At 64.2% G+C, this 23,866-nt stretch carries 19 protein-coding genes and 1 pseudogene; 8 read left to right on the top strand and 12 right to left on the bottom strand.

The annotated features are described in order from the left end of the window. The first annotated feature begins 26 nt into the window (after nt 1–26). The gene (locus ACHMW6_RS28630) at nt 27–953 is read left to right on the top strand and encodes a LysR family transcriptional regulator (protein ID WP_395402054.1); all 927 of its coding nucleotides are present in this window, start codon (nt 27–29) and stop codon (nt 951–953) included. Between the two features lie 61 nt (nt 954–1,014). Further along, entirely contained in the window at nt 1,015–1,491 is a 477-nt protein-coding gene (locus tag ACHMW6_RS28625) for a nuclear transport factor 2 family protein (protein WP_395402052.1), read from the top strand. Here ACHMW6_RS28625 and ACHMW6_RS28620 read toward each other — a convergent pair. Next, on the bottom strand, nt 1,472–2,884 hold the full coding sequence (locus tag ACHMW6_RS28620) for a PLP-dependent aminotransferase family protein (protein WP_395402050.1): 1,413 nt from the start codon (nt 2,882–2,884) through the stop codon (nt 1,472–1,474). The genes ACHMW6_RS28625 and ACHMW6_RS28620 overlap by 20 nt on opposite strands. Nucleotides 2,885–2,996: 112 nt before the next feature. Here ACHMW6_RS28620 and ACHMW6_RS28615 point away from each other — a divergent pair, with 112 nt between their 5' ends. The 4 genes from ACHMW6_RS28615 (at nt 2,997) to ACHMW6_RS28600 (ending at nt 5,971) form a co-directional block, all read left to right on the top strand. Continuing rightward, complete coding sequence (locus ACHMW6_RS28615; RefSeq protein WP_395402048.1) at nt 2,997–3,956, top strand: AraC family transcriptional regulator; 960 nt, start codon at nt 2,997–2,999, stop codon at nt 3,954–3,956. Between the two features lie 115 nt (nt 3,957–4,071). Beyond that, entirely contained in the window at nt 4,072–4,707 is a 636-nt protein-coding gene (locus tag ACHMW6_RS28610; RefSeq protein WP_395402046.1) for a nitroreductase family protein, read from the top strand. Between the two features lie 52 nt (nt 4,708–4,759). Next, a complete protein-coding gene (locus ACHMW6_RS28605) occupies nt 4,760–5,305 on the top strand; it encodes a carboxymuconolactone decarboxylase family protein (protein ID WP_395402044.1) in 546 nt (181 codons plus the stop codon). Nucleotides 5,306–5,386: 81 nt separating this feature from the next. Beyond that, nucleotides 5,387–5,971 (top strand): glutathione S-transferase family protein, encoded by a 585-nt coding sequence (locus ACHMW6_RS28600; protein WP_395402042.1) that lies wholly within the window; start codon nt 5,387–5,389, stop codon nt 5,969–5,971. 8 nt (nt 5,972–5,979) lie between these two features. Here the strand turns inward: ACHMW6_RS28600 and ACHMW6_RS28595 are convergent, their stop codons facing one another. Beyond that, on the bottom strand, nt 5,980–6,915 hold the full coding sequence (locus ACHMW6_RS28595; RefSeq protein WP_395402040.1) for a PA2778 family cysteine peptidase: 936 nt from the start codon (nt 6,913–6,915) through the stop codon (nt 5,980–5,982). Next, on the bottom strand, nt 6,915–7,301 hold the full coding sequence (locus tag ACHMW6_RS28590) for a PA2779 family protein (RefSeq protein WP_395402038.1): 387 nt from the start codon (nt 7,299–7,301) through the stop codon (nt 6,915–6,917). The genes ACHMW6_RS28595 and ACHMW6_RS28590 overlap by 1 nt, the downstream gene beginning before the upstream one ends. Before the next feature lie 125 nt (nt 7,302–7,426). Here ACHMW6_RS28590 and ACHMW6_RS28585 point away from each other — a divergent pair, with 125 nt between their 5' ends. Continuing rightward, entirely contained in the window at nt 7,427–7,837 is a 411-nt protein-coding gene (locus tag ACHMW6_RS28585) for a DUF6632 domain-containing protein (RefSeq protein ID WP_395402036.1), read from the top strand. A gap of 169 nt (nt 7,838–8,006) precedes the next feature. Here ACHMW6_RS28585 and ACHMW6_RS28580 read toward each other — a convergent pair whose 3' ends face one another. The 4 genes and pseudogenes from ACHMW6_RS28580 to ACHMW6_RS28565 all read right to left on the bottom strand — a co-directional run bounded on the left by ACHMW6_RS28580 (nt 8,007) and on the right by ACHMW6_RS28565 (nt 14,330). Then, complete coding sequence (locus ACHMW6_RS28580) at nt 8,007–9,242, bottom strand: hypothetical protein (protein WP_395402034.1); 1,236 nt, start codon at nt 9,240–9,242, stop codon at nt 8,007–8,009. Between the two features lie 160 nt (nt 9,243–9,402). After that, a complete protein-coding gene (locus ACHMW6_RS28575) occupies nt 9,403–10,059 on the bottom strand; it encodes a hypothetical protein (protein WP_395402032.1) in 657 nt (218 codons plus the stop codon). A gap of 76 nt (nt 10,060–10,135) precedes the next feature. Next, nucleotides 10,136–13,276 carry an ATP-binding protein gene (locus ACHMW6_RS28570; protein WP_395402030.1) on the bottom strand — a complete coding sequence of 1,047 codons (3,141 nt, stop codon included), beginning with the start codon at nt 13,274–13,276 and terminating at the stop codon, nt 10,136–10,138. A 30-nt stretch (nt 13,277–13,306) separates the two neighbouring features. Continuing rightward, a pseudogene (locus ACHMW6_RS28565) lies at nt 13,307–14,330 on the bottom strand (hypothetical protein). A 137-nt stretch (nt 14,331–14,467) separates the two neighbouring features. On the opposite strand from ACHMW6_RS28565, the gene ACHMW6_RS28560 reads away from it, so the two are divergent. Next, a complete protein-coding gene (locus tag ACHMW6_RS28560; RefSeq protein ID WP_395402028.1) occupies nt 14,468–14,926 on the top strand; it encodes a hypothetical protein in 459 nt (152 codons plus the stop codon). Here the strand turns inward: ACHMW6_RS28560 and ACHMW6_RS28555 are convergent. From ACHMW6_RS28555 to ACHMW6_RS28535, 5 genes are read right to left on the bottom strand one after another with little or no spacing between them, the layout of a single operon-like run. Further along, nucleotides 14,923–15,843 carry a diguanylate cyclase domain-containing protein gene (locus ACHMW6_RS28555; RefSeq protein ID WP_395402026.1) on the bottom strand — a complete coding sequence of 307 codons (921 nt, stop codon included), beginning with the start codon at nt 15,841–15,843 and terminating at the stop codon, nt 14,923–14,925. The genes ACHMW6_RS28560 and ACHMW6_RS28555 overlap by 4 nt on opposite strands. After that, complete coding sequence (locus ACHMW6_RS28550) at nt 15,840–19,364, bottom strand: response regulator (protein ID WP_395402024.1); 3,525 nt, start codon at nt 19,362–19,364, stop codon at nt 15,840–15,842. Before ACHMW6_RS28550 ends, ACHMW6_RS28555 begins: the two co-directional genes overlap by 4 nt. Then, nucleotides 19,364–20,746, bottom strand: coding sequence for an oxygenase MpaB family protein (locus tag ACHMW6_RS28545; protein ID WP_395402022.1), 1,383 nt, complete (start codon nt 20,744–20,746; stop codon nt 19,364–19,366). The genes ACHMW6_RS28550 and ACHMW6_RS28545 overlap by 1 nt, the downstream gene beginning before the upstream one ends. Next, the gene (locus ACHMW6_RS28540) at nt 20,743–21,576 is read right to left on the bottom strand and encodes a carotenoid biosynthesis protein (RefSeq protein WP_395402020.1); all 834 of its coding nucleotides are present in this window, start codon (nt 21,574–21,576) and stop codon (nt 20,743–20,745) included. Before ACHMW6_RS28540 ends, ACHMW6_RS28545 begins: the two co-directional genes overlap by 4 nt. An 18-nt stretch (nt 21,577–21,594) precedes the next feature. Continuing rightward, complete coding sequence (locus ACHMW6_RS28535; RefSeq protein ID WP_395402018.1) at nt 21,595–23,796, bottom strand: TonB-dependent receptor; 2,202 nt, start codon at nt 23,794–23,796, stop codon at nt 21,595–21,597. Nucleotides 23,797–23,866 lie beyond the last annotated feature (70 nt).

Here is a 23,866-nt window from a genome sequence, read left to right as displayed (position 1 = left end):
GTCTCCAAAATGGAGACAATTGCTGCATGGACCAGCTCAGGGCAATGGAAATCTTCGTCGAGGTGGCGCGCCAGCGCAGCTTCAGCGGCGCCGCGCGCCGTCTCGGCATTACGCGCGCCATGGTCAGCAAGAATGTGCTGGCGCTGGAGGAAAAGCTGAAGGCGCGCCTGCTGCACCGCTCCACGCGCGACGTGAGCCTGACCGACGTGGGGCAGGCTTATCTCGAACCGTGCGCGCTGGCCGTAGCGCAGGCGCAGGAAGCGGCGAGAGTGGTCACTCACGCCGGCATCGAACTGGCCGGTCCCTTGCGCATCCAGGCGCCGTCCAGCTTCGGCAGCGAGTGGCTGGCGGATGCCGTGGCCCGCTTCAGCTTGCCGCATCCCCAGCTCACGCCCTCGCTGCACGTGGACGACGCGCTGCTCGATCCCATCGAGCATGGCTTCGACCTGACGATACGCGTGGGCGGCATCCCCGATTCGCGCGCGCTCGCGATCCGACCGCTGGCGCCTTGCGTGGGCGTGCTGTGTGCGGCTCCCGCGTATCTGGCGCGCTGGGGCAAGCCATCGTCGCCCGAGGACCTGCATCGCCACCAGTGTCTTCACTTCAGCCACCTCACCGGCGGCATCGCCTGGCACTTCAAGCGCGGAGACGACGAAACTACCGTCCGCGTCACGCCCGCTTTCACCGCCAACAACGGGTTGGTGCTGCAGCATGCCGCTCTGCGCGGGCTCGGCATCGTCTACACCACCACCTTCCTCGCCTGGCGCGACATCCTCGAAGGCCGCCTGGTGCCGGTGCTGGGTGAGTGGTCACTTCCCCTGAATCACCTGAGCGCGCTCTATCCCGCCAGCCGCCAGCCCTCGCCGAAAGTCCGCGCGCTGATCGATTTCCTGCTGGTCGAGTATCAGCCGGTTCCGCCCTGGGACAAGGCTTTGTCCGAAGCCGGCTTCTAGCGCGACTCGCAGTTTTGGGCATATGCTGTCGTTCACAGCAATCATGTGGGCGGAGGAAGCCATGGACGACCTTGAAGATGCTGATGTTTGTGCAATCAGGCAGCTGATGCGCCAGGAACTGACTCTTTCCTGGAGCGAAGTCGAGAGCGCAGACTGGGAAACGTTCGCCGGCACATTTCTCCCCGGCGCCGCACTCTTTCCGGCCGCCCGGCCGGCGAAGACGCAATCTCTTAACGAGTTCATCGAGCGCATGAAACGACTGCGGGCTGAGGGGAAACTTGTGGCGTTCAAGGTAAGGCCTCTTGGCTGTGACGTGCGCGTTTTCGGTAACGTCGCCGTCGCTTTCGCGGCGTGCGAGATGCTGGAAGATGCGTCGACCGTTACTCGGGAGATGAACGCTACGGTCCTGGTGCGCGAGAACGGGGGCTGGCGGATCGCCGCGCAGGCTTGGGATGTTGAGAGCGGGCCGAACAAAATTCCCGACGATCTCATGCGGCCCCAGGCCGCTCCCCGCACGCTTAACGATATTGGTCGATGATCTCGAACAGCTGACTGCAGGCTGTGGCGACATACTGTTCGGGCGACGTGGCAATGCCGAGCAACAGGCCTTGTAAAGTCCACGAAGGCGTTCCAAACCAGGAGGAAAACGGCGATGGCGCCATGCCGCAGCTAATTGCTTCGCGAACGATCTGCGTGTCAGGTACCCCATCAGGCAGTTTCAGCAGCACAGCCAGGCCGGCCTTCATCCACTGGGCATCGCGCATCCGCAACTGCTCGCACAAGGTATTACTCTGTGCAGAATACAGACGCTTGAGCCGGTGCACCCGCCGGATGTAATGACCATCACGCATGAATCGCGCAGTAGCGAGCTGAACCACCGGCGAAGGGGCTGGTGCAAGCGTCGCTGCCACTTCGGAGAGTGGAGTCGTCAGTTCCGGCGGCGCCACTACAAATCCGAGGCGTAACCCAGGACTGATCGTTTTGCTGAACGAGCCGATGTGAATAACGCGTTGCCCTTCGTCCAACGATGCCAGGGCGGGCGCGGGCCTGCCTTCAAGCTGTAGCTCGCTCAGATAGTCATCTTCGATAATCCAGGCACCGCTGGTGGCCGCCCAGTCAAGCAGTTGCAGCCGCCGCCGCAAAGGCATCGTGGCGCCCAAGGGCGCTTGTTGACCTGGCGTCACTACCGCCAGTGCGGCATCCGGACAGTGCTCAATTGCATAGTCTACATTGAGACCCTCCGCATCAACCGGTACAGGAACAACGCGCAAACGAGCAAGCTCCAGGCCTTTCCGCGTAAATCGGAAGCCGGGTTCTTCCATCCAGGCCTTTTCCCCCTCCAAACCAAGCACACGCAGGACAAGGCCCAAGCCTGACGCGAATCCCGAAGTAATGAACACCTGCTCCGGGAAGCATTGGAGGTTTCTCGAAATGGAGAGATAGCCTGCAATCTCACGGCGCAGCTCGAACTCGCCTCTGGGATCGGGATAGACCAGTGTCGAGAACGAACCTGCTTTCAACAGATTCGAAGAGCGGGCGCGCGCGAAAAGCTGCTGGGGCAAGCCCTTCTCCAACGCCGGAATGCCGAGCTGGAAAATGCCCGGCTTTGTGGTCATCTCCAGATAGGCTTTCATGAACGATCCGGGCGGCGTTTTTTCCGGTTGAACCGCGGCCACATGGGGCCGCACTGCAACGCGAGTTCCACCAGCACCAAATGATTCGATCAATTGGGCGTCGGATAGCCGTTCGTAAGCAGTTTGAACTGTTCCGCGCGCCACCCCAAGGTGCGCAGCCAGGCTTTGCCACGAGGGCAAACGAGTACCGGGAGCTATCACGCCAGATTCTATTGCCCGGCTAATGCTCAGACGGATTTGCTCCGTCAGAGACAATTTCGCTGACCGGTCGAGCTGAATGTGCAGGTCAGTATCCATGTTCTTGGTACACACGGAACGCGAGGTTCTTGGTTCTTTTTTTCCATACCATCGATGGTACAGAATAACCCTATCAAGATGCTACAAAATTAAAACCGGTTCCCAAGGTCCTATGCGCCAATTTGACTGGCTAAGCCATCTCCTCCAAATGATTACCGTCACTGGCCAACTGGAGGTCCGTTGCACTTATGGCGCTCCATGGCGCGTGGACTGGGGCCAGTCCACGGCCTACGAGATTCCCTACCACATCGTACTCAAGGGCAGGGCGTTTCTGGAGGATCCTGAGACCGGGAAGATGAAAGAGCTTAGCGAGGGAGATATCCTGCTTTTGCCTCACGGCGCGGCGCACGTGCTGCATGATGGCAGCGGACTTGCGCCGGAACCCACTCGTGGTCACCGTGAAGCTGCCGGATGGATGCGCAGTGAGAATGATGGCCAAGGCGAGCAGCTGGATATGTTGTGCGGACGATTTTTCATCGCGCCTCCTTACTATCGGCTGATCCGCGATTACCTCCCGACGACCTTGATGGTGCGTGCCACCGAAGGGCATGAGGAAGAGGGCAGAGGACCGGCTTCGAGCCAGCTCGCCAGCCTCGTAGGGTTAATGCGCAGGGAGTCCTCCGGCGACAAGCCTGGCGGATATGCCATCTTCAACGCGCTGACTTCAGCGCTGTTCACACTGATCTTGCGGGCCGCGAGCGAATCCGGGCAAGCTCCCGCGGGCCTATTGGCACTTGCGGGCCATCCGAGACTGGCTCCCGCCATCTCCGCCATGTTCGCCGACCCGGCGCGCCCCTGGAGTCTGCCGGATCTTGCACACTTGTGCAGCATGTCACGTGCAACGTTTATGCGGCAGTTTCAGGATAAGGTTGGGCGCTCGGCCACAGAACTGCTGACCGATATCCGCATGAGCCTTGCTTCCACTGAGCTCAAAAAACCTGGGATAAGCACTGAGGCCGTGGCCGACTCAGTCGGCTATCGATCCGTGGCGGCATTCCGGCGCGTGTTTACCGACAAGATGGGGATGACGCCGGGAGAATGGCGCCGCCTGGCACACGAGGGCGGGATCTGAGGTTGCCGCCGAACCTTGATCCTTTTCAGCAGTTTGTTGATCCCATCCAGTCTCGAAACGGGGCCATGGAAAGCCTAAAGTGAAGGCTCTTCATTTCCACATCACAGGACTAGACATGACCCGCAAAACCAGCATCAGCAATGCCGTCATTGAATGCATCTTGAGCCGTACTGCAGCCAAATATTACGACCCGTCGGCCGTTCTGAGCGACGAGCAAATCCACGAGCTAGTGCGAATCGGCACAACCGCGCCGACATCTTTCCACATGCAGAACTGGCGCTTCATCGCGGTGCGCACGCCGGAGGCCAAGGCGCGTTTGAGTCCGATCGCGTGGAATCAGCCGCCGATCACCGAAGCGGCAGTTACCTTCATCATCTGCGGCCAATTGGCTGATTCGAGCGTGATACCGGAACGCCTGGCTCCGTTGGTCGAAGCGGGCGTCATGCCTGCTGCAACCGTGCCCGAATGGGAGAAACCTGCGCGCGACCTGTATATGGATTATCCGCAGCGCCAGCGCGATGAGGCTGTACGCACCGGTACCTTCGGCGCCGCGGCCATGATCTACGCTGCGCGTTCCCTCGGCCTGGGATCGACCCCGATGATCGGTTTCGATGCCGACGCGGTTCACGAGGAATTTGGGCTGGCCCGTGACGAAGTACCGGTCATGCTGCTGTCCATCGGTGCCGAGCGAGACGGAAACTGGGCCCAGAAACCGCGCCGCCCGATGAACGAGGTCCTGGACCTGGTTTAAGCGCAGGAAAACCTGATTCACTATCCACAATCAGTAACTCAAGGAGGCTTCAATGCCAAGAACTATCGCTTTAACGCCGGAACAAGTACCAGCCGAATCGAAACCGACCCTCGATGCGTTCACCAGGAACATCGGGTTCACCCCAAATATGATGGCGACGTTCGCACAAAGCCCGATCGCCTTCAACGCGTGGGCGAGTTTGCTCGGCTCGTTGAGCAAGGCACTCGATGTCAAGACGCGCGACAGCATCGGCCTCGCGGTTTCCGAAGTAAACGGCTGCAACTATTGCCTGACCGTCCACAGCTTCACCGCCCAGCACATGGCCAAACTGCCGGCGGAAGAAATCATCCTCGCCCGGAAGGGCCATGCCAGCGACCCAAAACGTGATGCAGCAGTTCAGTTTGCCCGTCTGATCATATCCAACCGTGGGCGGGTCAGCGACGCTGATCTTGAAGCTGTGCGCAATGCGGGATACACGGATGCGAACATCATGGAGATCGCAGCACTTGTGGCCATGTATTCCCTGACGAACTTCATCAACAACGTGTTCGATCCGGAGAAGGACTTCCCAGCCGTTGCAGCGGCGGGCTCAATCTGACCAGCCGTCCGGTCGCCTCAATCCTCTCGCGACGGATCGCGAGAGGATTTTGTGAACGGTGTCATTGAATGAGGTAAGACTATGGTCCCAATCCTGTATTACGGTGCACCCCACAGTTGCAGCTTTGGCGCGATCTTCGCCCTCGAGTGGCTGTGCCGCCCTTATCACTTATTGCGGCTGGAACTGCCTGGGCAACATGGTCCTATGCTGGAAACGCGTCGCCACGTGATGCGCGATTGTCATACCATACTTCGTGATATCGGTTCCCAGCGTCGATATCTACTGGGCTACAGGCCGGGTAGTGCAGACCATCTGCGGTTGGAACGGCTGCTGGATACCCTTCATGAGGAATTCCAGGCTGGCGCTCCTCGACTGTTCGCGTTCTGTGCACAACTGGACGCGCATTTTGATAGCCACGAATGGGTGGCAGGGGATAAGCGTACCGTGGCGGATGCATACCTGGTGGCGGCTGCACGTTGGGCCGAACGCCATGCCCGGTTGGACGTTTCGCGCTACCGGCGCTTACAGCATTACCTAAATGAGCTGCATCAGGACCCTGCGGTGTTATTTGCCGACGCGATCGAATCGAACCGCCCTTCTGTCTCCAGCGGCCGGTTCCAAGGTCATTTGCGTTTAGAAGAAGTGGACCAGCCGCTGGCCGCTTAGTACGTCGACTAATGTGAGACAGCCGCACCCTGCAGGGTGCGCAAGGTGGCCTGGGCCTCGTCGCGCCATGGCCCGCCGAGGCCGATTGCGGTTTGTGCCGCGGCGCGCGCTTCGGCCAGTTGGCCCAGCTCACCCAGCACCACGGCCAGGTTGTTGAAGGCTGCGCCGCTGTCCGGATGGGACGCGGCGGCGCGGCGGAAGGCATCGGCGGCTGCGGTCCGGTCGCCGCCAGCGTAGGCGCTATTGCCCACGCCGAGCTGCAGGGCCAGCGTGTCCGGCCAGCGTTGCAGGGCTGCGCGGTAGGTCAGCTGTACCGACTGCGGCGGCGCCGCCTTTTCGTAAGCTATCAGTGCGGGCAACAGCGTCTTCAATTCGGTGGTGGCCGGAATGTGGCCGGGTGCGAGCGCCACCATGCCCCAGTAGCCGCTGCGCGACCAGGTATGTTCGAAGGTCGAAAGCGGCATCGTCATGCGGCGCGTGGTGCCGGAGCGCAGGATCACTTCACCGCGGTCGAGGTCGTAGCCGATGACGACGGCGTAATGCCACTTCGGCACGATCGGCAGGCTCAGATTTTGCAGCACCAGCACGGGATGTCCGGCGTCGATCTCCGCCAGCAGCGCGTCGAGGCGCGGCGAGATTGGCGCGGCCAGTGCGCCATGGTGGCGCGCGGCAGCCAGCAGCTCAAGCTGCAGGCTGCCTTCCCGGCCGGGAAGGTAGACTTCGGGCACCAGCGCCTCCGGCGACGTGTCGACCGCCGCCGCGCCCAGCAGCATCGCCAGCGCGGCCGGGCCGCACTGGTAGCGCTCCTGGGCGTGGAACGGGGTGGCGCTGAGCTCCTGCTGATGCGGGCCGCTACGCGGCGCCGCGAGCAGTGAGCGGGTCTGGGTCGCGCAGCCGGCCAGCAGCAGGAGCGCGGCCAGCGCGGCCAGTAAACGCTGGGTCATTAGTGACGCACGGAGCGGGTGAAGGGGTACACCTTGGTCAGGCCGAGGATGTCGGTCACCAGCAGTACAACGAAGATCAGGACCAGGGCCCCGATCAAGCCGTCGCCGCCGGCAGGCAGCGCGTCGACCTGCTGCGCCAGGGATGCCGCTTCATCGTCGCTGAGCGCGGCCACGCGGGCCTGCGCCGCCAGCGGGTCGATGCCGTTGCGCTCCAGCGCCGCCTGCACGTCTGCGCGCTGCAGCTCGTTGGCCAGGCGGGCACGCGCTTGTGCGCCCGCGTCGGTCGCGGCTACCTGCGCGGTGCTGATCATGGCCGCCTGGGTGCTCTGCTGGAAGCCTACCGTGACGAAAGCTGCCAGCAGGAAATGTACAAAGGTTTTCTTCATGTTGGTCTCCTAGGAAAAGGTGGCGAAGCTTAGCCGAGAATTAATTTCCGTGACGCACGATTACCCTGCATGTTTCCCAGGTGTTATATCCTGAATGGGACAGGTTGGCAGATTGGGAGAGCGGCATGGGAGCAGCAAGTCGAATGAAGTACCTTCGGGTCTCGCTGGTTGTGTTTGGCATCATCTTCCTCTTCGCGGTGTATCCCCTGACCGTGCTCTGGCCCTCTGGCTGGGCGTGGCATCATGGGCGGTCGGAGTACCTTGAAATGATCATTGCCATCTATGCCACGCTGGGCGTGTTCCTCTTGCTTGCGGCGCGGGACCCTCAGCAACACATCAGCCTCATTGCATTTACCATCTGGTCCAGCATCGTTCATGGAGGCGTCATGGCAATTCAGGCCATGGGCAATCCAGAGCACATGGCTCACTTGGCTGGCGATGTTCCAGCCTTATTTATTGTCGCAGCCGTCCTGGGGTGGCTTTGCCCTCAGGCACTCAAGGCGCCGTTTGGCCGGCGGCTCTCGAAATGGGTCTAGAGATTGAATCAGAGCACGAGAAAATAGATCGTTTTAGATTTTCGTCTTCCAGAATTGGACCTATTTGGACATTCGCCCGTTTTTTGGGGATTGTTTTAGACCACGCCCTGCGATATTCGGATCGAAATAGATGCTATCGGACCGAAATAGACGGAATTAGATCAGCGTATCAATCCTTGCAGCGTTTTCCGCTCAGGGTCTGTTTCGGCATCATCGTGTGCGCGACGCCCATGCGCTCGAGGACGTAGCCGTCGGTAGCGCGCAGGATTTGGTAGTGGGTGGTGGATGTGTTCACGCTGCCTTCGGTGAGCAGCAGTTCGCCGCCCTCCAGGCGCCAGTCGCCGGTCTTGTTTTCGCTGCTGAGCATGCGGCCGTCTTCGTGGAGGGTGAGGGTGAAGTCGCCGAGGCGGCTGCTGATGTCCCAGACTCCGACCAGTTCGCAGGGCTGGCTCATGGCCAGGGCGGCGGCTTGCTCGGCCTTTTCGCGGTAGTGGCTACTTACTGCAAAGCAACCCGCGAAAACGAGCAGCACGGCGATCGAGGCCATGGCGACGCGGGGACGGGTGCCCTCGGGCAGGCCGGCATCGCGTGCCAGAATGGACAAGTCGTCGGAGCTGGCGCCGAGAAGCCCTACGTGGATGCCTTCCTCTTTCAGCGCATTGCCCGACTTGCGGCTCAGGATCACCATGACAATCAGGCCGACCAGCGGGATGAACATCGACAGGATGAGCAAGACGCGCTTGGCGCCCTTGTAATCCAGTCCGCGGCACATGCTGAGCAGGCCGGCGATCATCACGGCGACCACGGCTAATGAGGCGATAAACGCGGGCAGCAGGCCAAGTTGTTTGTTCAGGCCGGCGTAGGCGCCGTTCAGCATGATGGAGGCGATGACCAGTTTTTGTCCTGCGCCCATTTCGTACAAGGCCTTTTTCTTCAGGCGCTCGCGGAATTCTTCGGCGGACGTGGCCGAAGTGGGCGACGCGGAGGCGCCGCCGTCGCGGGCGGCCATCGCGGCGGTGGTGCCAACGGGGCGGGCGCCGTCGTAGAAGTTGCGGCCCTGGCTACCCTGGACGGCAGTTGGCGCGATGGGAGTCGGCGCGGTCGAGCCTGGGGTGGCGGCAGAAGCGGGCGTTGGCGAGGCGACGGCTGATGTGGCGGGGGCGGTGGCGGCCGGCATGTCTTCGCTGAGGACGCAGATGCAGCCGGCGGCTTCGAGCGCGGTCAGGTAGCGGCGTGCGGTGGCTTCGTTCAGTCCCCGCTTCAGCACGCGGCGCTTGCCGTCCAGGATCGCATGCATGCGCTCAGGCGGTTGCTTGAACAGGAGCGCGAGGCGGTGGGCGACATCTTCGGCGGCATGGCCGTCCATCAGGCCGGTCAGGGCGACCTGGAACGAAGCAGTAGACATAAACAAACCAGAGGTTAATAAAATCGAAAATATTCTACCTTGGGTTTGTTTGCTTTGGGTAATTAATTTATCACCAGATTTAATCCGGACGGCATAAGACTATTCTTAGCCGGTGATAATTGGAGAGTATTAATTTGCGATTAATTTTTTATTAATTTCGCTATTCCTTAGGTGTTTTACTTGCCTGGTGGGTCAGGAAGGCAAGAATGAGCAGGCCAGCCAGAGGAATTAAGGTCGACATGATCAGCAGCTTGCGCGTCGGGGCGCTGCTGCCGAGGCCACGGCACAGGCGGAGCAGAGCAGCGATCATGACCGCCACGATCAGCAGCCAGGCGAGCAGGCTGGGAACCAGGCCGAAGTGTTTTTGGACGACGAGGTAGATGCCGTGGAGGATGAAGGAATCGATGGCCAGCCGTTGTCCTGCAGCCAGGTCGGATTGCGCGCGTTGGGCTTGTGCGGAACGGCGTCGTTCGGCGCGGGTGGCGAGGGCGGCGAGGGCGGTTGAGGTGGCTGTGACGATGTCGCGGGAGCCGGGCGCGGGTGAGGCGGGTGAGCCGAGTTCGGCGGCGGACGAGGCGCTGGAGGCGGCGAAGCTGGAGATGGCGCAGGTGCAGCCGGCGCCGTGGAGGGCTGCCTCGTATTTGCGGGCGTCGGCCTCGCTCAAGCCGTTCTTCAGAACGCGGCGCTTGCCGTCCAGGATTGCGAGCATTTTCTCAGGCGGCTGGGTGAACAGGCGCGCCAGGTGGTGGGCGACGTCTTCTGCGGCGTGGCCCTCTTTCAGGCCCGTCAGCGCAACCTGGAAGGAAGCAGCGGTCATCGGACAAACCAATAAGTTAATAAATGTTAAATATTTTTAACTAAGGTTTGTGTGCTGTAAAGCATTATCTTTTTAATCAGCCCAAGATTTTCCACAGGTGTTGGTGTTCTGCACGATCGAGCATCTGGCGAATGCGCGGGGCCAGCGCGGGCTGGGCGGACTCGATGTGCAGCAGCAAGCGATTGATGCGCTGGCCATTCAGTGTGGCGACGGCTTCGCGCAGGTCGGCGCGCAAAGAGGCGTCCAGTAGGGAGAGGTCGTCTGCCGATGGGAGGGCGGCGGCGGATGAGTGGGCAGCGGCGGTGGCGGCAGGCGGGACGGGGGGCGAGGCAGGGGAGCGGGCAGGCGAGGGCATGCTGACCTCGCGCAGGAAGTGCAGGCCAAGCAGATGCTCGATTACGGCGAACAGCTGTTCCTGGTCCAGCGGCTTGCGCAGGAAGTCGTCGGCGCCCGCGGACAGGGCCGCGCCGCGCTCGGACTCGAAAGCGCTGGCGCTCTGGATCACGATGCGCGGCTGGCGTATGCCCTGCTGCGCCCGGATGAAGCGGATCAGCGACAGGCCATCGCGTCCCGCCATGCGCCAGTCGGCCAGCACCAGTTCCGGCTGCAGGCTCAGAACGCGCATCGCGCCGGTTTCGCCTTCGGGCGCTTCGTGGACGGCAAAGCCCAGCGGCTCGAGCAGGCCGCGCAGCAGGGCGCGCGACTCCGCACTGTCGTCGACCACCAGCACGGTCTTGCCGCGTTCGTGCGTCGGCAGGCCCGCCACGCGTTCGATGCTCAGGGTTGGCGCAGGCACGCTGTCTGCCAGCGGCACGGCCAGCGAGAAGGAGAAAGTACTGCCCTTGCCCGGCGTGGACGCAAGCCGGATCTCGCCGCCCATCAGCCGCACGTATTCGCGCACGATGGCGAGACCCAGGCCGGTGCCGCTGTGCGCTTGCGCGTTGGCGCCCTGCACGAAGGGGTGGAAGATGCGTTCGTGATCGTCGGCGGCGATGCCGGGGCCTGTGTCGCGCACGGCGAAATGCAGCAGCACGTGGCGCGCGCCGGCCGGTTCGCCGTGTACGGACAAGGTCACGCTGCCCTGCGCCGTGAACTTCACGGCGTTGGACAGCAGATTCAACAGCACCTGCCGCAGCTTGGGCCCGTCGACCATCACAGCGCGCGGCGCGTCCTCGCAATCGAGCAGCAGCGACACGCTCCCCGCGCGCAGCCGCACCATATCCAGCACAGTGCCAAGCAGCTCGTGCAGGCCAACGGGCGCCGGATGCAGCTCGGTGCGGCCGGCCTCGATCTTGGACAAGTCCAGAATATCGTTGATTAGCGAGAGCAGGTGCTGGCCCGCGCGGTTGATCATGCCCAGCTTGCGGCGCTGGTCTTCGCTGGCATCGCGCTGCGCGCCCAGCAGCTCGGAAAAGCCGATCACCGCATTCAGCGGCGTGCGCAGTTCGTGGCTCATATTGGACAGGAAGGCGCTCTTCGCTTCATTGGCCGCCTCGGCGCGGCGCAGCGCCACCTTCAGCTCGCGCGTGCGGGCCTCCACCTGCTTCTCCAGGCTTTCGGACAGTTCGCGGTAGCGCGTTTCGCTTTGCTCCAGCATCCGCTCGCGCGCCGCCAGCGCCCGCGCCATCGACTGCAGGTCATTGAAGGACTTTTGCAGCTGGGCCGCCATGTGGTTGAAGGCGCGCGACAGGGCGCCCAGTTCGTGCACCTGGCCGACAGGCACGCGCTGGCCCATGTCGCCTGCAGCAACAGCGTGCGCGGCGAGCGCGATGCCGCGCACTGGCCGGGTCACCAGGGCGGACAGCCAGATCACCGCCAGCAGCGCCGCCAGCAGGGCCCAGGCCAGCACCATCGCCGACTGGCTGTTGCCGTTGCGGACGCCCTCCAGGTAATAGGACTCGGGCATCACCGATACCAGCACCCAGTCCGAGCCGCCATCCGGGCTGCGGTAGGGCGTGGCCTGGCTAAGCCAGGTTTCGCGCGCCAGCGGCTTGCTGGTGATGACGTCAAACGAATACTGGCGCGGCTTCATCAGCGAGGCAAGGGGACCGGACTCGCGCCGCAGTTCCGCGATCGCCATATCGGCCACCTTCGTCGGTCCGGCCGAGGAGGCGAGCAGGCGGCCATCGAGGCCGATGATGAAGGCCTGGCCGTGGCGCGCCACCGGCAAGCCTTGCAGCAGGCGGCTCACGCCTTCCAGCTGCAGCGGCTTGCCCGTCTTGCGTTCGGCGACGAGGAAGTCGTCCAGCTGCTGGCGGATATTGAAGGAGATTTCTTCATGCAGGCGGCTGGCCAGCTTGCCCGAGCCCGATTCCGCGCTGCCCAGGGTGAGCCAGGCCGTCACGCCAATGGTGGCCAGCATCATCACGATCACCGGCGCCGCCAGCAGCATGCGCAGCGGCACGCCGGGCGCTTCATCCCAGCGCAGCAGCTCGCGCTCGTCATGGGCATTGACCCAGTTCCACCGGCTGCTGCCGAGCGCGCGCTCGCGCACGTGGCCCGGGATCTCGGCCCAGAACAGGCGGTAGCGCCGCGCCAGCGGCAGCGCCACCAGCATTGCCAGGGGCGCCAGCAGCCAGGTGAGGGAGGTGGTGAAGACCAGGGCCGGCGTCACGCTGCGGTAGGCCAGGGCGGGCGTGAATTGGGTGGACGTGATATGGCCCCACAGCTGCGGTTCGATCATCATGAACACCAGCACGAACAGGGCGTAGCGTGCCCACACGAGGCCTTTACGGAAATCCGGATCGCGGCCGATCAGCTGGTGCGCCAGCCAGAAGCAGGCCGGGTTGATGAAGTAGCCGGGCAGCCAGTCCAGCAGGAAGGCGGGCGGCACGCCTTCGATCAGGTCCGAGAGGCCGTAGGCAAAGGGCACGATCAGCAGGGCGGGCAGGCCGAACAGCACCACGCACAGGAAGACGCACAAGTCCTTCAGCGACTCGAAGGTTTGCGCGCCGGGCACCAGCACGATGAAGGAGCCGATATAGCCGCTGACGAAAATGGCGACAAAGGTGATGACCGCGCTGCCCAGCGCCTTGCCATTCCAGCTCTGGCGCATGCGGCCCAGGCCCCAGCGGCCCTGGGTGCCCAGCACGAAGCCGCCATAGGCGCACAGCATCAGCGCGAAGCCGACCAGGTAGCCAAAGCGGCCCCACATTTCGAGCAGGCCAAGCGGAATGCCTGCGAATACGGATTCAAGCCAGTTGATGACAGCGTGCATAGTCTCCCTCATGCGGGGGAGGCGCCTTTGTTATACAGGCTGCCAGGCGCCGTCCCGGTAGATCTGGTCTTCGTCCAGCCACACGGCTTCGGTGACTGCGAATACGTCCACATGATAACGCGCATCCTTGCGTTTGAACTGAGGCTTTTGATACTGGCCATGTTTGGCGCCCAGCGACAGGTGGATGCCGCACATGCGTTCATAGGTGCCGATATCGTCCACCATGCGCTCGCGCGAGAAGGCGCGGTTCATGCCGAAGCCCAGCTCGCGCACCCATACTTCGCCTTCGTGGGCGCGGATGATGGCCAGCATATTGTCGAATTCCGGCGTGCTGTTTTCGGCGCCTGCCACGCGGCCTTTTTCGACAATCATCGTGATAGGCGTTTCGGGGCGGTTCACGTGGAAGGAAGTGTCGCCGAAAACAAACACTTTCACGCGGCCATTCACCGCTTCCAGGTCCTGCGCTTCCGTGAACACTTCGCCGATGGGGGAACAGGCCGCCCGCGTTCTTCATCGCGCCGTAGTCGCCGATATTCAGCTTGGCTTCCTCGAAGGGCGAGGCGAAGACGAGGCGCTCGCCGCCGCTGTCCACCACGGCCGACCTGGCGCGGTCGATGCGGGACTTCAGCGCGTGGCCGGTGCCGCGGTAGTAGGCCGGGTCGTAGGCCAGCGCGTCGATATAGGTCAGGCCCTGCTCGCCCGGCATGCGCGACAGGTGCAGGTGCTCGATCACCTTCAGGCCCTGCTTGAACAGCTCCATGCGGATGCGGTATTCGTTGAGGCGGAAGCTGGAGGTCTGGATCAGCACGACCAGGTCCCTGGCCTGCATTGCAGCGAAGGCGTCCAGCACTTCCTGGGGCCCGACGCTGTCGAAGTCGATGAAGCGGCCGTCCGGCAGCGCGCGGCGGTAGGCTTCCGTCAACACTTCGTTGAGCGGGCTGCGGCGGTCATACACGACGAGGGCGGCGTGCGGGGCGCGGTGTTCGATGGCGTGGGTGAGCAGGTCGCGCACATTGCGCGCTGCCGTGTCGAAGGCGGCAGGTGGAAATGACATCTTTTTGTCGTATAACGAAAGTACCGGCATTATACGCGGCTGCACTGCTTGAAGCGGCGGGAGGGGGCGAGGTAGAATCGGGAAAAATAGCCGCGGAGAAACTTTCTCGGGCGGGCCTGACGAGGAGCGGGAGAACGATGGGCGTACAGTTTGGACAGGATTTGCCGCTGCAGCGGCCGGACAAGGACGACAGCCGGGCGGCCCTGTTCGTCCCCAGCGCTGCGATCAAGGAAGACGTGCTGGCCGCCGTGCGCAAGGGCGCGGCCGTTGTCGGCTTCGGTAATCACGACGGCACCATCACCATCTACTACGAGAGCAACCGCTTCAACGAGCCGGCCCTGCAGAAGTGGGAGCAGAAGGCGCGCAAGGCTTACGAGCGCCTGTTCGACAACCTGCCCACCACGTCCAAGATGGTGTGCAAGTCCGACTACTTCGAGCAGGTAGGCTATATCAGCACCAAAGGCATCAGCATCCGCCGCCGCGACAGCCTGGATCGCTGGCTGGAGTTTTCCGACGCGATGGACACCGCGCCCGAAGGCGACACCGTCGCTTTCGCGCCGCCGGCCCCTCCCAAGAAGATCATGCCCGCTGACTAAGCGGCTCCTCCTTCGCGCCAGCTCACCCGATTGCGCCCGGCCTGCTTGGCCTGGTATAGGTGACTGTCTGCCGCTTCCAGTAACTCAGTATCGGTTTCGCTGCCGGGCGAATGGAAGGTCGCGCCACCCACGCTGACCGTCAGCATTGGCGCCGCGGCGGAGGCGGCATGTGGAATGCCTTGCAGCGCGATGGCGTGGCGGATGCTTTCCAGGACGTGGCGGGCCTGGGCGGCGTCCGTGCCGGGCAGCAGCAGGGCCAGTTCTTCGCCGCCGTAGCGCGCCGCCAGGTCGGCGGGCCTGCGCATGGCGCTGGCGGCGGTACGCGCCACGGCGCGCAGCACGCGGTCGCCGGCCGGGTGGCCGTAAAGATCGTTGTATTGCTTGAAGCAGTCGATGTCCAGCAGGGCCAGCGACAGCGGCTCGCCGCTGCGCTGGGCGCGCTGCCATTCGAGGGCGAAGGCGTCGTTGAAGCGGCGCCGGTTGGCCAGTTCGGTCAGCGCATCCATATTGGCCAGGCGCTCCAGCATGCGGCGCTGGCGTACCAGCTGCAGGTGCAGGGCCACGCGCGCCATCACCACCACGGCATTGAAGGGCTTGGCGATGTAGTCGGCGGCGCCCAGTTTCAGGCCGCTTGCCTCGTCCTCGGGGCGGTCCAGGCCGGAGATGAAGATCACGGCAATGTGGGCGGTGTCGGGGTCTTCGCGCAGGCGGCGCAGGACTTCGTAGCCGTCCATGTCCGGCATGACCACGTCCAGCAGGATCAGGTCGGGCACGTGGCGCTGGGCGCGCTCCAGGGTCTGCGTGCCGTTCTTCGCCAGCAGCACCGTGTATTCGGGCTTCAGCAATTCGCCCAGCACTTGCCGGTTAATGGCGTCGTCGTCCGCCACCAGGACTTTCTGCATCTCCGCCAGGTTCATGCGCTTTCCCCCAGTTCGATGTCCAGAGCCTGGGCCAGCTCGGCCAGGGGGGACAAGGCCGCATCATACTCGATCTCGTCGACCGCGCGGCGGACTTGTGCCAATGCTTCCTGCGCCGCCTGGGGGGCGTTTTTCGACAGCGCGGCTTCCAGTGCCAACAGCGCGTCTTCGGCGCGGGCGTCATCGGCGCGCAGGCAGGATTCGAGATTGCGCAGCAGGGATGGCAGGTCGGCAGCCGGGGCAGGGCGCCGCGGCGTGCTTGCCGCTGGCGTCGCGGCCGATGCGGCGGCCGGCTGTCCTGCGAGCTGAGTGAGGCCTGCCAGCACCGCCTGCAGCATGGCGGACATCTGCGGTGCGAGCTGCGCCGCGCGCTCGTGCTGGCCGTCGCGCAGGGCCTGCTCGATCTGGTCGGCCTGTGACGAGAGCCGGGTTGCGCCGACGTAAGCGGCGCTGGCTTTCAGGTTATGGGCGAGGGTCTGCAGCGGCTCGTAGTCGCCGCTGTCCAGGGCCTGCTGCACGGTCTGCGGACCGTTGCGGTAGCCTTGCAGGAAGCTGTTCGCGCGCTTCAGCAGCAGGTGCGCTTGCCCGTCCGCGGTCGCCAGCGCACGCGCCCAGTCGACGCCTGTGATGTCCGGCAGGCTCGCGGTGTTTGCCGCCGCTGCGGCGGCGGGCGTGACGGGGGCGCCGGCGGTGCGGGAGGCCAGGCGGTCGGCGGGGATCCATTTGCGCAGGGTGCGGAACAGCAGGTCAGGATCGATCGGCTTGGTGATGTGATCGTTCATGCCCGCTTCCAGGCTCTTGTCGCGGTCGCCGGCCATGGCGTGGGCGGTCATGGCGACGATGGGCAGGCCGCGCAGGGCAGGGATGGCGCGGATGCGGCGGGTGGCGGTGAGGCCGTCCATCACGGCCATCTGGATATCCATCAGCACCAGGTCGTACTGGCGCTCCTGCACCATGCTCAGCGCGTCGGCGCCGTGGACGGCGACGTGGACTTCGATCTGGCCGGCTGCGAGGAAATCGGCCGCGACTTCGCGGTTGTTGGCGTTGTCGTCGACCAGCAGGACGCGGGCGCCGGCGAGGCCGGAGAGGTCGCGCGGCTGAACGCCGGCGGAGGGCGGGGTGGCCAGGGAGGGGCTGGGGCCGTGGGCGGCGGCGGGGGCGGCCGGCGCGTCGGCGGCGGAACTGTCCGGACCGAGCACCTGCAGCAGGCTGTGATAGAGCAGCGCCGGCCCGACAGGCTTGGTGAGGAAGCCATCGAGCGCCACCTGGCCCTCCTGCTGCAGCACGCGCTCGCGGGTGCGGGCAGTGACCATCAGGATTGCCGGCGGCGCCGGGAAGCGCTCGTCGGAGCGGATGCGGCGGATGGTTTCAACGCCATCCCAGCCCGGCATCAGGTAATCCATCAGCACCACCTGGTAAGGCGTGCCGGCATCGACAGCGCGCGCCAGCATGGCCAGGCACTGCTCGCCCGAGCTGGCCGTATCGGCCGTGATGCCGAAAGAGCCCAACATCTCGGTCAGCGCATCGCGCGCCGTCTCCACATCGTCCACCACCAGCACGCGCAGCTGGTGCAGGGCGGCGACCGGCGAAGCCACGCCCGGCGCGGCCGCGTCGCCGATGCCCAGCTGCACGGTAAAGCTGAAGCGGCTGCCCACACCCGGCGTGCTGGAGACGCGGATCGTGCCCCCCATCATCTCCACCAGCTGGCGCGAGATCGACAGGCCCAGGCCCGTGCCGCCATATTTGCGGGTGATCGACCCGTCGGCCTGGCTGAAGGACTGGAACAGGCGCGCCAGCTGCGCATCGTCCATGCCGATGCCGGTATCGCTGACGGAGAAGCGCAAGGTGACAACGCCAGCTTCGCGCACCGCCACTTCCACCGCCACCACGATTTCGCCGCGTTCGGTGAACTTGACCGCATTGCCGGTCAGGTTGATCAGGATCTGCCCCAGGCGCAGCGGATCGCCCACCAGCCGCGCCGGCACGGCGCGGTCGACGCGGAACACCAGCTCCACGCGCTTGGCATCGGTCTTGGACGCGGTCAGGCTGGAGAGGTGCTCCAGCAGGTCGTTAAGGTCAAAGGGCACCTTCTCCAGCGCCAGCTTGCCGGCCTCGATCTTGGAGAAGTCCAGGATATCGTTGATGATGCCCAGCAGGTGCTCGCCCGCGCCCAGGATCTTGCCCAGGTAATTGGCCAGCTTGGGATCGGGGCCGGACATCAGCGCCAGGCGGCTCATGCCGATGATGGCGTTCATCGGCGTGCGGATCTCGTGGCTCATATTGGCCAGGAAATCGGACTTCATGCGTGTGGCCTCCTCGGCGCGCAGCATGGCCGTGCGCATGGCCTGGGTGCGCAGGCCGAGGATGCGCATGAAGACCAGCATGTCGAAGGCGTTCCCGAACTGCAGGGCGTGCATGGTCCAGAAGTTGGCCGGGATCTTGCCGTTGATGACCTGGCTCAGGATCACGGACGAGGCAAAGCTGACCGCCCAGCCGATCAGGAAGAAGGTGCCGACGCGGTCGCCGCGCCGCGCGCGCATGAAGGCGCCCGGCAGGCCAAGCAGCATGGGCATCACGCCCAGCGTGCTGACGATGCCGACCAACACGTCGACGCCGATCAGGTCCAGACAGTAAGCGACGGCGCTGATCACGGTCAGCGCAGCGCCCAGCTTCATCAGGCGGCTGAACATGCGGTCCATGCCCGGCCGCGCCAGCGCCTGTTCCACGAACAGGTAGGCGCCGCAGGACGCCATCAGCGCAAACAGTCCGCCGGCGTGCAGGGACATCCACAGATTGTCCTTCCAAAGGTACTGCGTGCCCAGGCCGAAGAACTCGACGGAGAACAGCGTGGTGCCGGCGATCAGCAGCGCGAACTTGCCGAACAGCGGTTCGCGCAGGTTGGCCCACTGCGCCAGGCTATACAGCAGCAGGCACAGGCTCAGGCCCATCAGCATGCCCTGGATCATTTGCTCGTTCAGCGCGCCGTCATGGAACACTCCAGGACGGGACAGGCGGATCGGCAGCAGCATGGCGCCGCGATTTTCCACGCGCAGCATCAGCGTATGTTCCTCGCCCGGCTTGAGCTGCAACAGCACGGCCGGCGCGCGGCCACCTGCCAGGTGGGAATGCTGCGGTTGCAGGTTGCCCAGCACGGCGCGCCGCGCCAGCTGGCCGCCGCGTGCGACGTATACGTCCACCCGGTTCAGCACCGCGTAATCGATGTTCAGCACCCACTGGCCGTCGCTGTCCGCCGCCACGGAAGCGGGAATGCGCAGCCACAGCACGCCCTTGTTGACGCCCAGCGTGGCGTAGGCCGAGCGCGGCGCCTCGAAGCCGGCCGACGCCAGCGCCGCCTGCGCATCGAGCTTGCCGCCCGGGTCACTGAGCACGGTCACAGCCGGCCAGGCATCGACTTCGCCGACGCGGTCGTCCAGCAGCAGCGCGCCGGCGGCAAGCGCCAGGCCGGGGCTCAGCATGGCCAGCAGCAGGAGCAGGCGCAGGCATCGGCATAATCGGATCATCAGTCAGCCTTTCGTTCGGTTTGTTGCTTGCGCCCCGTCAGGTAGCGTTCAACGGCATTGACCCAGGCGGGCGCCCTGGGATCGTTATGCCATGCATGGGTGACGGTGTCGACCTCGTTGAGCAAGGATTCGGGCAGTTTCAGGGGGCGCGTCTGGTCCATCAGCATTTTCACGGTGAGCTGGTAGCCGGCCACGCGCGTGAACATGCGCGACAGCGAGAAGTTCGGCAGGATCAGGCGCACGCTGGTATCGATGGCGCGGATCAGGCCCATGATGACCACGAAGGTAGCGCGCGAGAAGATGGACACGCGCCCCGTCAGCTGCAGGTCGTCCTGGCAGGGGCTGCCGCACAGGTAGCGCGTAAGCAGCACCGGGAAAGGCTTCAGCACGCGGAACGGAATATAGGATTGCATGGTCCGCATCAGCGCCCAGCCCAGGTCGGGGCGCGGGTCCGGTGTGCACGCTTCCTTGCGGCCGCGCTCCTGGATGGCTTCGAACATGGCCTTGGCCTGCTCCATCGTATCGGCCATCAGGCGGTGCTCGATGCCCAGCACATGGCCCAGCACATTCCAGGTGTGCAGATAGGCTTCCTCATTTTCCGGGCTCTCGCGCAGGCCCAGCGTGCGCAGGCAGCGCAGGAAGACGTAGTGGAAGGTCAGCAGCGTGTAGGCCAGTTCTTCCTGGTTGCAGGGCAGGCCGGCGCGTTCCACATTCCAGCCCTGCATCCACAGCGACTCGTAGAAGCTGGAAGCATTCATCGCCGCCAGCGGCGCAATCTCGGCTGGCGCGTCGCTGCGCACCGCGTCGCTGGGATCGCCGCGCAGGATCAGGTAGCGGATGGTGGCGTGGATCAGGCGCACCTTCAGGGCCTGCGCCACGCCGCCGCCCTCGGGCGACGTCAGGCCGCCGCGCATCATCACCGGGAAGATCATGGCGGCGGTGGAGCGGATGCGGTATTCGGTATGCGCTTCCAGTTGGCCGGCCGCGTGCAGCACTGTAGCCAGGTCGGGAATCACATAGCACTCGGGCAGGCTGGCGCAGAACAGCAAGGTGCAGGACAGCATGCTGCCGTCGATGAACAAGTCCTCGGCGCGGGCGATCTTTTCGCCGTCGGCCCACGCGGGCAGGTTGCGCCCGAAGCGCAGGTATTCCTGCAGCGCGGCCGCGATATGCGGCGGCACGTCCGGCGCGGCTTGCCAGCCATCGAGCTGGCCATTCAGTTCCCAGCGTGCGATCTCGCGGTTGACGGTGGCGATCGCTTTCCACCTGCCGGCAGTATCAGGATCATCCTGCCAGGGCTTGAGGATGCGGCTGATCGTACTGTCCGCCAGCGGATCGGCGCTGCGGCGCGCGTCGCTGGGCGGTGCATCGCTGCGGCTCATGCGGCCTCCCGCACCGGTGCATCCGCGCCCTGCGGCGCCTGTTCGATGGCGTGATGCCAGCGCTGGAGGCCGCACACGGCGCACAGCAGCGGGATGCCCATGGCGAAGAAGGCGATGGTGCGGGTTTCAACCGGCGTGCCGGCACACATCTGGAACACCATGCTGCCCGCGTACACGGTCAGCGGCACTCCCATGTCGAATTTGCTGAGGGCGCGTTTCGGCGCCGGCACCCAGCGGCGCAGCGTCAGGCGGAACAGGAAGATGATGGTGAAGGAAACCGTGGCCCAGCCGAAGAAGCCCTGCAGCGTTTCGCCGAACCACCAGCCATCCTTCTTCTCCATGATCCAGGCCTGCAGCTTGAAGACCATATAGGGATCGGCGCCGAGGTCGTAGGCGGTGACCAGCAGGGCGGCCAGGAAGGACAGCACGATGCCCCTGCCGGTCGGCGAAACGCCATCGGACGGCGTTTGCCACACGATCAGGTTGGCCAGCACATAGGCCGTATAGCACAGCGCGAACCACATCAGGGGAATCACGAAGGGCGTGGAGCCCAGCGTGGGACCCAATACGTTGGTGTAGTGATAGTCGCCGAAGAACCAGCCGAAGTTGGCGCCCATCTCCTCGGCGAACCAGCCGACGGAAGTTGCGATCGCCACGAAATTGGCCGCGGCGCGCGCCCCCAGCAAGTGCGTGGCGCTGGCCCAGCAGCACGCGAACATCAGGATCGAACTGGCAATCAGGAGGAGGGTCGTGTCCGACGCTCCCCGTGCCGCGGTAACGGCGAGAAAAGCCAACAGCAGGATACAGGTGACGCGGTTCAGCTGGGTCATACGCGAAAGCTCCTTGGTTTAGAGTCGGTAATTGAAGCGCAGGCCGTAAGTGCGTGGATCGCTGGGCACTGTCATGCCAAAGCTGTCGATGGTGAGAGGCTGGACCTTGTTTTCCACGTTTTTCACGTAGGCTTGCAGGGACCAGCTGGCATGGTCCGGACGGTAGCCCATTTGCAGGTCGCTCTGGGTCCGCGCGGGAACTCGGTATTGCAGCAGCGCGGTCGGCACGCCGATGTCGTAGGCGGCGCTGCGGCGGGCCACGCCACCGGCGGTGAGGTCGCCCACCGGCAGGCGGAAGCGGTGCTCGTAGCCCAGCGTGATCGTGTGCGACGGCGCGCGATCGAGTTTGGCGCCGGCCAGCGAGTGCACGCCGTCCGGCGTGTAACGGTCGTAATGTGCGTCCAGCAGGGTGAAGCCGTAAGTGATGTGGTCCGCTGGCGTGGCCTGCACCACACCGTCCGCTTCCAGGCCGCGCACGGTGGCCTCGGCGGCGTTGTTGGTCACGAAGCGCGGCGCGCCCATCACGATCGCCACGCCGGATACCTGCAGGTTAGTGTAGTCGTAATAGAAGGCCGATACATTCAGGCTGGCGCGCTTGTCCCAGAAGCGCGACTTGGCGCCCACCTCCCAGGACTTCAGGCGCTCCGGCTGGTAGACCAGGGTGGACTCCGGCGTCGCCAGCACGGCCGGGCAGTCGATGCCCAGGGCTTTGGTGCCGGCCACGCAGCCGTCGTTGAAGCCGCCCGCCTTGTAGCCGGTGGAGAGCGTGGCGTAGAGCAGGGTGGCAGGAGCCAGGTCGTATTCCACGCCCAGGCGCCAGGTTGTCTGGTCGGTGTTCAGCGACGCTGCGTTCAGCATCTTGAAGTCGGTGGCCGGATTGAAGACCGGGCCTTGCTGGAAGTTGGTCGAGCCGACACGGGACTTTTCATCGTCCGTGTAGCGCAGGCCGGCCGTGGCGCGCAGGCCGTCGAGCAGGCGGTAGCTGGCCTGGCCGAATACCGCCTTGCTGCGCGCGACGGTGGGGCCGTGCGGGAAGATGTAGTAGGGCGGCAGGCCAAGCAGCTGCAGGTCGCGGAAGGTGTACAGCTGGTCCGACGATTCGCGGAAGTAGTACAGGCCCGCCTGTGCCGTCAGCGGGCCGCTGCCATTGGTGGCGATGCGCAGCTCGTGCGAATTCTGGCTGTAGTCGCCGTCGAAGCCCTGGCGCACGCCCAGGGCAACCGTGGGCTGCACGCGGTAGTAGTAATTGGTGAGGAATTCGTGCTCGAAGCTGCGGTGCGAGCCGACGTAGGTCAGCGTGGCGGGGCCGAGGTTCCAGTTCGCTTCGGCGCTGAAGCCATCGGTTTTCTTGTGGCTGAAGCCCTGCTCGGGGCGCACATTGAAGGGCACGAAGCGGTTCGTCAGGCGGTCGTCCGTGCTGCCGCCCTGCCAGACCGGCTTGCCGCTGGCGAAGCTGTAGAAGTTCGTGTCCGGCACGATGTTGTCCGGAATGTCGTCAACCTTGCTGTGGTCATAGCGCAGCAGCAGGGAGGCTTCCTGCGTGATATCCCATTTGGCGGACAGGCGCACGGACAGGTCATCGCGGTCCAGGCCCAGCTTGCGGCCGTCCGCGGTGCCGTTGCTCAGATATGGATCGTGCTTGTTCCAGGCTGCGGCGAGGCGCAGGGCCAGCGTGTCGCCGACCGGCAGGTTGAACATGGCGCTGGCTTTGCGGCTGGCGTAGTTACCCACTTCCAGGCCGAGCGCCGCCTCGCGCTGGCGGCTTGGCGCATTCGAAATCACATTGATCACGCCGGCGGTGGCGTTGCGGCCATACAGTGTGCCTTGCGGGCCGCGCAGCACTTCCACGCGCTGCAGGTCGTAGAAGGCGAGGTTCTGGATTTGCGGACGCGCGATATACACGCCGTCCATCATGAAGGCGGCGGACGGATCGCCTTTTTCGGTGGTGTCCGAGTTCGACACGCCGCGGATGGTGATCTTCAGGCCGTCGTTGGCGTTTTCCAGGTAAGTGTTGGGCAGGCGCGACGCGATATTGGACGGGCTGTCCATGCCGGCGCTGATAAGTTGTTCACCCGATATCACGCTCATGGCCACCGGCGTTTTCGATTCCGGGGCCGCCACGCGTTGCGCGGTGACAACAACTTCTGGTATGAAGCCCTCTTGCGCGAACGCTGCGCCCGACATGATGCTTGAAATCAGTACTGCCAGCTTGCTCGCCATAGGACTACTTTCTCTTCAATTACTACAAAGGCAAAAGTCTAGCAGGTATTATTTCTCGGAAACAGTCCTT

This window comes from Pseudoduganella sp. UC29_106 (assembly GCF_044055365.1).
Lineage (GTDB): Bacteria > Pseudomonadota > Gammaproteobacteria > Burkholderiales > Burkholderiaceae_D > Rugamonas.
The sequence above is the reverse complement of the archived record's forward strand: the minus strand, read 5'-3'. Positions and strand labels throughout refer to the sequence as shown.

What these genes read in the sequence shown, in the direction of transcription:
- ACHMW6_RS28630 (WP_395402054.1), top strand. Translation starts at nt 27, where the DNA reads ATGGACCAGCTCAGGGCAATGGAAATCTTCGTCGAGGTGGCGCGCCAG.
- ACHMW6_RS28625 (WP_395402052.1), top strand. Translation starts at nt 1,015, where the DNA reads ATGGACGACCTTGAAGATGCTGATGTTTGTGCAATCAGGCAGCTGATG.
- ACHMW6_RS28620 (WP_395402050.1), bottom strand. Translation starts at nt 2,884, where the DNA reads ATGGATACTGACCTGCACATTCAGCTCGACCGGTCAGCGAAATTGTCT.
- ACHMW6_RS28615 (WP_395402048.1), top strand. Translation starts at nt 2,997, where the DNA reads ATGCGCCAATTTGACTGGCTAAGCCATCTCCTCCAAATGATTACCGTC.
- ACHMW6_RS28610 (WP_395402046.1), top strand. Translation starts at nt 4,072, where the DNA reads ATGACCCGCAAAACCAGCATCAGCAATGCCGTCATTGAATGCATCTTG.
- ACHMW6_RS28605 (WP_395402044.1), top strand. Translation starts at nt 4,760, where the DNA reads ATGCCAAGAACTATCGCTTTAACGCCGGAACAAGTACCAGCCGAATCG.
- ACHMW6_RS28600 (WP_395402042.1), top strand. Translation starts at nt 5,387, where the DNA reads ATGGTCCCAATCCTGTATTACGGTGCACCCCACAGTTGCAGCTTTGGC.
- ACHMW6_RS28595 (WP_395402040.1), bottom strand. Translation starts at nt 6,915, where the DNA reads ATGACCCAGCGTTTACTGGCCGCGCTGGCCGCGCTCCTGCTGCTGGCC.
- ACHMW6_RS28590 (WP_395402038.1), bottom strand. Translation starts at nt 7,301, where the DNA reads ATGAAGAAAACCTTTGTACATTTCCTGCTGGCAGCTTTCGTCACGGTA.
- ACHMW6_RS28585 (WP_395402036.1), top strand. Translation starts at nt 7,427, where the DNA reads ATGGGAGCAGCAAGTCGAATGAAGTACCTTCGGGTCTCGCTGGTTGTG.
- ACHMW6_RS28580 (WP_395402034.1), bottom strand. Translation starts at nt 9,242, where the DNA reads ATGTCTACTGCTTCGTTCCAGGTCGCCCTGACCGGCCTGATGGACGGC.
- ACHMW6_RS28575 (WP_395402032.1), bottom strand. Translation starts at nt 10,059, where the DNA reads ATGACCGCTGCTTCCTTCCAGGTTGCGCTGACGGGCCTGAAAGAGGGC.
- ACHMW6_RS28570 (WP_395402030.1), bottom strand. Translation starts at nt 13,276, where the DNA reads ATGCACGCTGTCATCAACTGGCTTGAATCCGTATTCGCAGGCATTCCG.
- ACHMW6_RS28560 (WP_395402028.1), top strand. Translation starts at nt 14,468, where the DNA reads ATGGGCGTACAGTTTGGACAGGATTTGCCGCTGCAGCGGCCGGACAAG.
- ACHMW6_RS28555 (WP_395402026.1), bottom strand. Translation starts at nt 15,843, where the DNA reads ATGAACCTGGCGGAGATGCAGAAAGTCCTGGTGGCGGACGACGACGCC.
- ACHMW6_RS28550 (WP_395402024.1), bottom strand. Translation starts at nt 19,364, where the DNA reads ATGATCCGATTATGCCGATGCCTGCGCCTGCTCCTGCTGCTGGCCATG.
- ACHMW6_RS28545 (WP_395402022.1), bottom strand. Translation starts at nt 20,746, where the DNA reads ATGAGCCGCAGCGATGCACCGCCCAGCGACGCGCGCCGCAGCGCCGAT.
- ACHMW6_RS28540 (WP_395402020.1), bottom strand. Translation starts at nt 21,576, where the DNA reads ATGACCCAGCTGAACCGCGTCACCTGTATCCTGCTGTTGGCTTTTCTC.
- ACHMW6_RS28535 (WP_395402018.1), bottom strand. Translation starts at nt 23,796, where the DNA reads ATGGCGAGCAAGCTGGCAGTACTGATTTCAAGCATCATGTCGGGCGCA.